We start from the raw sequence: 6,588 nt of genomic DNA on the forward strand, positions 1-6,588 counted from the left end.
TTAAGTGCTCAAGAAAAATTAACTGTAAACTCAGTGCCATAACCATTAAGCATACAGGTTAATTTTTCATCGAAAGTTTCCTTGCCCCAAGCAATGAAACGCTGCCAACGATGCTTCGCTTCGCGCCAGACCATTTCGATTAAATTGAGCTCAGGGCTATACGCAGGCAAAAAAACTAGCAACATATAGTGCTGTAAAAACCACCGATTGAGGTGCTCATGGTCGATATGGTGATGAATACTCGCATTATCGAGCACAACAAAAGTGGGGGTTTGGCCATCTAGCTTCTTAGCTAAATAGCTAAACTATCTAAAAGAAAAAAATGGGGTCAGGTCTTTCATTTTGACTTCCGCCATAAAACATTCATTTTATGGTGTTATTTTTCTTCCAACAATCCGGCTAACTAATGAATAATGGATGCCAAAATATTCTCCAATTTGTTTTAAGGTATATCCACCTGAACGATAGGATTGAATAATTGCCTCATCACGCGTGGTAAAAATTTGTTGGTATTCTGATAATGCCTTTGGCACTAAACGTCTCTGTTTTAATGGGATTTCTGATAAATCGCCAACTAACAGGTCTTGCAACTCTTGGTGCTTTTTAACAAATTCTTCATCGCCAAGATATATTTGGTGTTTAAGGTCATTCCAAACGCATCGATTCAAGCCATCTTCAACAAACCTTATGTACGCATTTATTGCACTGACTCGGTCATTACCAAAACAACTCAAAATAGCATCAGTTGCCAGCCAATCAGGTGATTTATTTTTACCGATGGTAAATGACCAACTACTCCAAGGCCAATCTTCGAGTTTATCAACCATTTTAGCGCGCAGTGGATTCAGCACAATATAACGGCAAAGCTCTAATAGATACACTTCTTTATCTACTAAAATTGCTTTATAACGCCCTTGGAAAATATGCCCAACTCGATGATGTTTTTTATTCATCGCCTGAGTAAAAACGCCATTTAACTGACGCATTCCTTTGCTTAAATTACCATCAGGTGTTTCCAGCAAAAGATGGTAATGATTATCCATCAAACAATAGGCATGAATAATCCAATTGCGCTGCGAACAGACCGCATCAAGAATATCTAAATACAGCTCAAAATCGCCCTCTTCAAAATAAATGGCCTTTCTTTCATTCCCTCGCGCAGTGATATGATACAACGCACCTGCAAATTCTAATCGCAATGGCCTGCTCATAATGAATCCCCTGTGTGATTTACACGTATCATCATTAGAATAACCAAAAAATTAAAGCATGCAAAATGAAAGACCTGACCCAATTATTTTTCTCATAATGAATCTCCTGTTATTTACACCAATCATCATAAGAATAACAAAAATTTAAATCATGCAAAATGAAAGACCTGACCCTATTTCCCTATGCTTATCCGAAAAATTTGTTTATGTCATCAATGAATACTTTTACAGATTTTTTTGTTAATTCCTCCTTGTTTTTTATAAAGGCAATAGCCTCTTCTTGCTGACTAATTGCCAATGCTACCCCATCATAACCGTATGCTATACCACATCTTAATGATTCATCAGGATGCCATTCTTCTTTTGTTACACCATCATCAGGTATAATAATTGGAATACACCCACATAAAATTGCGAACCACGTATATGCCGTATAAGCATCATAAGATATAAAATATTTTGATTTCTTCAAAACACTTGCCACTTCTGAGTGACTTAAACCGTCGATTAGTATAGAGTTTTCTACATCATGAACTATTTTTTTACCTTTTCCTTTTCTAATACAATACGCTATTTGTTCTTTTTTTTCTGGGAGGTTACGTTTGTTATATAAATCAAAAAATAAGTGGGTTACCTCTAGTTTATTTTTTGACAATATAGAGCCTTGCTTCGGAACATAATTTAGACCAAAGCTTCCATATGAAAAATATATTTCATTTTTACCGTACTCTACATTTCCCGTATGATATCCTGGGTTATGTAAAAACCAACGAACTACATGTTTAGCTTTTAGGGGATTTCCATTAATGATTTCAGGATAAAGCGCTATACTATATTCTTTTGCTTTTTTTGATATACAGTGCTCAACAGGTGTATTAAATAACTTGTTTGTTTTATACTTAAAACTATTTAAAAAAAACCATTTAATCCATTTTAACATTCTTTTTATAGGATTGGATCTGCATTGAGGAAATGTCGGGACTAATACAGAATCACCACCGATAGAATTAATAGTATGGCATAATTTATGTAAAGCAATTATTCCGCCAATATTTTCATTATACGATGGGGAATATATATATATTTTATGCTTTCTATTTATCGACTGATGCATGCAGCAAAACCTCAACCTCTAGTATATTTGCTTTTCTATTTTTTATTTTTTTTGCTGGCACCCCCATATAAATACCAAATGCCTCGCAATCTTTGGTAACTAAAGAAAGCGAACCAACGGCAGCACCTTCATGTAAGGTAACACCGGGAAGAATTACTGACCCAGACCCGATGATGACATGCTTATGTAACATCACATCAGCATGTGTCACGTTGGTATATTGACTAGGTACCATTGGATTAGTCATATATTCACCACTGTAGTCATCATTGCTTGAATAAATAGCAACTTTAGATGAAATATTTACAAAATCAGATAGCGTTATTTTACCTGCACCAATTAATGAACTATAGACTGCAATATGCACATAACTACCAATATCAATCCCACCCTCTCCAGCGGAGAGTACGCAAAAATCATCAATGCGCACATTGCTACCAATTCGAATACGATGGGCCGCATAAATTGATGCTTTATTGGAGATAAGTACATTATCTCCAATATCAGCAAACCCCATATTAATTAATTCTGCATGAGAAAGAAAAGCCATACCATCAAGCCTCTTGAACTAAAGAAATAATTAACTGCTGATCGATTAGAGATAATTCATGGAAAATTGGCAAACATAATACCTTATCGGCCAATTTATTGGCTTTAGACAAGTTATCTTGCAGGGCGCTAGGTAACCCACGATACATCGGCATGTTACTAATCAGTGGGTAAAAATAGCGCCGAGATAAAATGTTATTGCTTTTTAGCTTTTCATATAACTCATTCCGGCTTAATGGATATTCGTCTTCGATTAAAATAGGAAAATAAGAAAAATTGCTATTAGCCTGCTGATTATGCTGATAAAGCGAAATTCCTTTAACATCAGCTAAAGCTGCACGATAACGCGTATCAATCACTGCACGCTGTGCCATCGCTTCATCGATATGCTGCAACTGGACAAGGCCAAAAGCCGCATTAATTTCACTCATTTTGCCGTTAATACCTGGCGCGGTAACAGTCAATTCATCAGCGATACCAAAATTTTTCAAACGATCAATTCGTTGCTTTGTTTTAGCGTCAGGACTAATAATCGCACCGCCCTCAAATGTATTGAATACCTTTGTCGCATGAAAACTCAGTATTGATAAATCGCCCCAGCGCAATAAACTTTTATCTTTGTAATCAACACCAAAGGCGTGCGCCGCATCGTAAATAACTTTCAAACCATAGTTGTCTGCTATTTTTTGAATAGCTTCAACATCACAAGGATTGGAATAACAGTGTACCGGCATAATTGCCGTTGTGCGCGGCGTGATAGCAGCTTCAATCTTTGTCGGATCAATATTAAATGTAGCGGGGTCAATATCAACAAACACAGGCTCTAGGCCATTCCACATGATGGAGTGACTGGTAGCCACGAATGAGTAAGGCGTGGTGATAACTTCACCACTAATACGCATAGCCTGTAAGGCCGTGATTAATGCGATGGTAGCATTATTGAATAGAGAAATATATTCAACACCTAGATAATCACATAGTTTTTTTTCTAACTCTTGGTGAAACGGACCATTATTCGTCAACCAGCGGTTATCCCAAATTTTTTCAAGGTAAGGTAAGAATTCATTTAATTCTGGTAAAAATGGCTGAGTGACTGGGATTGTTTTATTCGTCATGTTTACATCCAAAGTAAAATAATCAAACCGTTAGCGGCGCTGTTTTATTGCGTAATTTCAACAGGAGTGGTTTTTGTGCCAGAAATAAATACGCGCCATATACCAATAAAGCCGTGACCAAGTTAACGCCAATTTGCCACCATACTTGTGATATGTATAACCCGGCAGCATAGCCCAAGACCGCAGCAAAAATTACTGACAACCAAATAGGTAAAATATCTTTACACTGCTGCCATTGGCTTAAATCGGTTAACTTGGCGGTGTAATAGGTGTTAAGCAGAAGAGCTAAATAAGAAGTAAAAGTAAAACCGGAACACATTGCCAGCACACCATAAGGAATGCTCAGCAGCAAAACTATCAAACCAATAATTTTTTTGATCACTTCAAGCTTTAAAAATAGATCACTGCGGCCCGTAACTTGCAACAAATTCAAATTGATGGCATGGATTGGGTATAACATATAACCAAAACACAACACCGTGAGCATCTCTGCTGCTTGCTGCCATTGCTCGCCTAATAAACTAGTTAAAAGTGGTTTAGCAATTAAACCTAAACCAACAATCAGTGGAAAAATCACCAATGCCGATAATTTTAAGGTTTTTCGATAGGCATTAACCATTCTATCTGGGTCACCTTGTAGCTGGCTAAACAACGGAAAGGTGACTCGCTGAATAATACCTGTAAGAGTGCTAGTTGGCACACTAGCTAATTGATTGGCTTGGCTAAATTGCCCCACCATTGCAGGACTGAATTTTTTGCCAATAATCATCTGATATAAATTGTTGTAGGTAACATCTAGCAAGGCAGATAGTAATAATTTGCTGCCATAACTAAACAAGTAGTTAAAAGATTTTTTAGTAATACAGGCTCGCGGTAACCAAGGAGCAAAAAAATTAAATAATAAGGTCGCGCAACTAGCATTGAGTATGGATTGAGCAACTAAAGCCCATGCCCCAAAACCCTTAATTGCCAATATAATCGCGATTGGCCCACTAAACAATACACTTAATACCGATATTTTGGCTTGGGTTTTAAAATCCATCGCGACATTAAGTTTAATACGCGGGATTAACGTGAATGCATTTATCAGTACAGTTAAGCCTAATACTCGCAACAGTGTTTGCAATTCTGATAATTTATAAAAATTCGCAACGAAAGGCGCACTAAAATAAATGACAAGATAGCACACAGCAGCCATGGCAATGTTGTAATAAAAGGCTGTCACAAAATCACTTTCGCTGCGATCTGTTTTACGAATTAACGCCGAAGTAAAACCGCTATCAACAAACACGTTGGCTATGGCAATGAACACAGCCAGCATACCCACCAAACCAAAGGTAGTTGGACCTAATAATTTCGCTAAATATAAAGTGATTAGAAGTTGAATGCCTTGAGTTAAAAAACGCTCCAAAGCGCTCCATTTCAGGCCTTTTGTTGCTTTGGTTGCTAAGTCTGACATTAAAATACTCTGCCAATGTAAAAATGGGTTGTTTGCACGGACACCGCATGAAAAATCGCGTCATTACTGGGCTCAAAGATCACTGATTTGTTGAGAATGGAAATCGAGCGAGGATACCCACTTTGTTTGACAAAATACAACTCCTCTACTTTACTCATTGAGCCACACTCCCATGGACAGACGGCCATGACCATTCCACGCTCACGTCAAATTTCACTCGAAGACACCACTCACTATCACATCGTCAGTCGCTGTGTACGCCGCGCCTTCTTGTGCGGGCAAGATGCCGCAAGCAAAAAAAGTTACGAGCATCGCCGCGAGTTGAGCAAATCGAGGATGAGGATGAGGATGAGGATGAATCGAGGACAAGGATGAGGATGAATCGAGGACACCCACTTTGTTTGACAAAATACAACTCCTCTACTTTACTCATTCAGCCACACCCCCATGGACAGACGGCCATGACCATTCCACGATCACGTCAAATTTCACTCGAAGACACCACTCACTATCACATCGTCAGTCGCTGTGTACGCCGCGCCTTCTTGTGCGGGCAAGATGCCGCAAGCAAAAAAAGTTACGCGCATCGCCGCGAGTGGGTCGTGGCAAAAATCGCGCAACTATCCCAACTGTTTGCCATTGGCATTTGCGCCTATGCGGTGATGAGCAATCACTACCATATTGTGCTGCGCGTTGAACCGCAGATTGCTCACGCATGGGCCGAGGGCGAAGTCGTCGAACGCTGGGGACATTTGTTTAATTTGCCGCAGTTAATTCGCCGTTGGCAAAACCAAGAACCCTTGGATGCGCTGGAAATAGCCGAGCTAAAACGACTGATCGAGCTATGGCGCGAACGCTTGCATTCGATTAGCTGGTTTGTGCGTTTATTAAATGAAAGTATTGCCCGCCAAGCCAATGGCGAGGACAACTGCAAAGGCCACTTTTGGGAAGGGCGTTTTAAGTGCCAAGCCTTATTAACTGAAAATGCACTACTCGCGTGTATGGCGTATGTTGATCTGAATCCGGTGCGGGCGGCCATCGCGAATACACCGGAAAGCAGTGATTTCACCAGTATTAAACAACGGATTGCGGCGCAAGAGCCACTGCATATTGCGCCCACGGAGGCGCAGATAGAACAAC

General features: G+C 39.3%; 7 protein-coding genes and 1 pseudogene. 1 reads left to right on the forward strand and 7 read right to left on the reverse strand.

The genetic code is table 11. From position 1 onward, the window contains the following. Positions 1 to 8: 8 nt before the first annotated feature. The 7 genes and pseudogenes from ACRCZA_RS06175 to ACRCZA_RS06205 all read right to left on the reverse strand — a co-directional run. Positions 9 to 272 (reverse strand): annotated as a pseudogene (locus tag ACRCZA_RS06175) (transposase); the annotation flags it as partial. Between the two features lie 96 nt (positions 273 to 368). After that, positions 369 to 1,211: an REP-associated tyrosine transposase gene (locus tag ACRCZA_RS06180; protein ID WP_438673585.1), complete on the reverse strand. Its 843-nt coding sequence runs from the start codon at positions 1,209 to 1,211 to the stop codon at positions 369 to 371. A 187-nt stretch (positions 1,212 to 1,398) separates the two neighbouring features. Next, positions 1,399 to 2,325 carry a hypothetical protein gene (locus tag ACRCZA_RS06185; protein ID WP_438673586.1) on the reverse strand — a complete coding sequence of 309 codons (927 nt, stop codon included), beginning with the start codon at positions 2,323 to 2,325 and terminating at the stop codon, positions 1,399 to 1,401. Continuing rightward, positions 2,306 to 2,875 (reverse strand): acyltransferase, encoded by a 570-nt coding sequence (locus ACRCZA_RS06190; RefSeq protein ID WP_438673587.1) that lies wholly within the window; start codon positions 2,873 to 2,875, stop codon positions 2,306 to 2,308. Before ACRCZA_RS06190 ends, ACRCZA_RS06185 begins: the two co-directional genes overlap by 20 nt. Before the next feature lie 4 nt (positions 2,876 to 2,879). After that, positions 2,880 to 3,989 carry a dTDP-4-amino-4,6-dideoxy-D-glucose aminotransferase VioA gene (gene vioA, locus ACRCZA_RS06195; RefSeq protein ID WP_438673588.1) on the reverse strand — a complete coding sequence of 370 codons (1,110 nt, stop codon included), beginning with the start codon at positions 3,987 to 3,989 and terminating at the stop codon, positions 2,880 to 2,882. 22 nt (positions 3,990 to 4,011) lie between these two features. Next, positions 4,012 to 5,448, reverse strand: a complete 1,437-nt coding sequence (locus tag ACRCZA_RS06200; protein ID WP_438673589.1) for a lipopolysaccharide biosynthesis protein — start codon at positions 5,446 to 5,448, stop codon at positions 4,012 to 4,014. Next, positions 5,448 to 5,606 carry a hypothetical protein gene (locus ACRCZA_RS06205; protein WP_438673590.1) on the reverse strand — a complete coding sequence of 53 codons (159 nt, stop codon included), beginning with the start codon at positions 5,604 to 5,606 and terminating at the stop codon, positions 5,448 to 5,450. The genes ACRCZA_RS06200 and ACRCZA_RS06205 overlap by 1 nt, the downstream gene beginning before the upstream one ends. 303 nt (positions 5,607 to 5,909) lie before the next feature. Between ACRCZA_RS06205 and ACRCZA_RS06210 the strand changes: the two genes are divergently transcribed. Then, the coding region (locus tag ACRCZA_RS06210; RefSeq protein ID WP_438673591.1) for a transposase at positions 5,910 to 6,588 on the forward strand (679 nt) is incomplete at its 3' end.

Origin of the sequence: Shewanella sp., from assembly GCF_051658185.1 — a bacterium.
Taxonomy (GTDB): Bacteria; Pseudomonadota; Gammaproteobacteria; order Enterobacterales; family Shewanellaceae; genus Shewanella.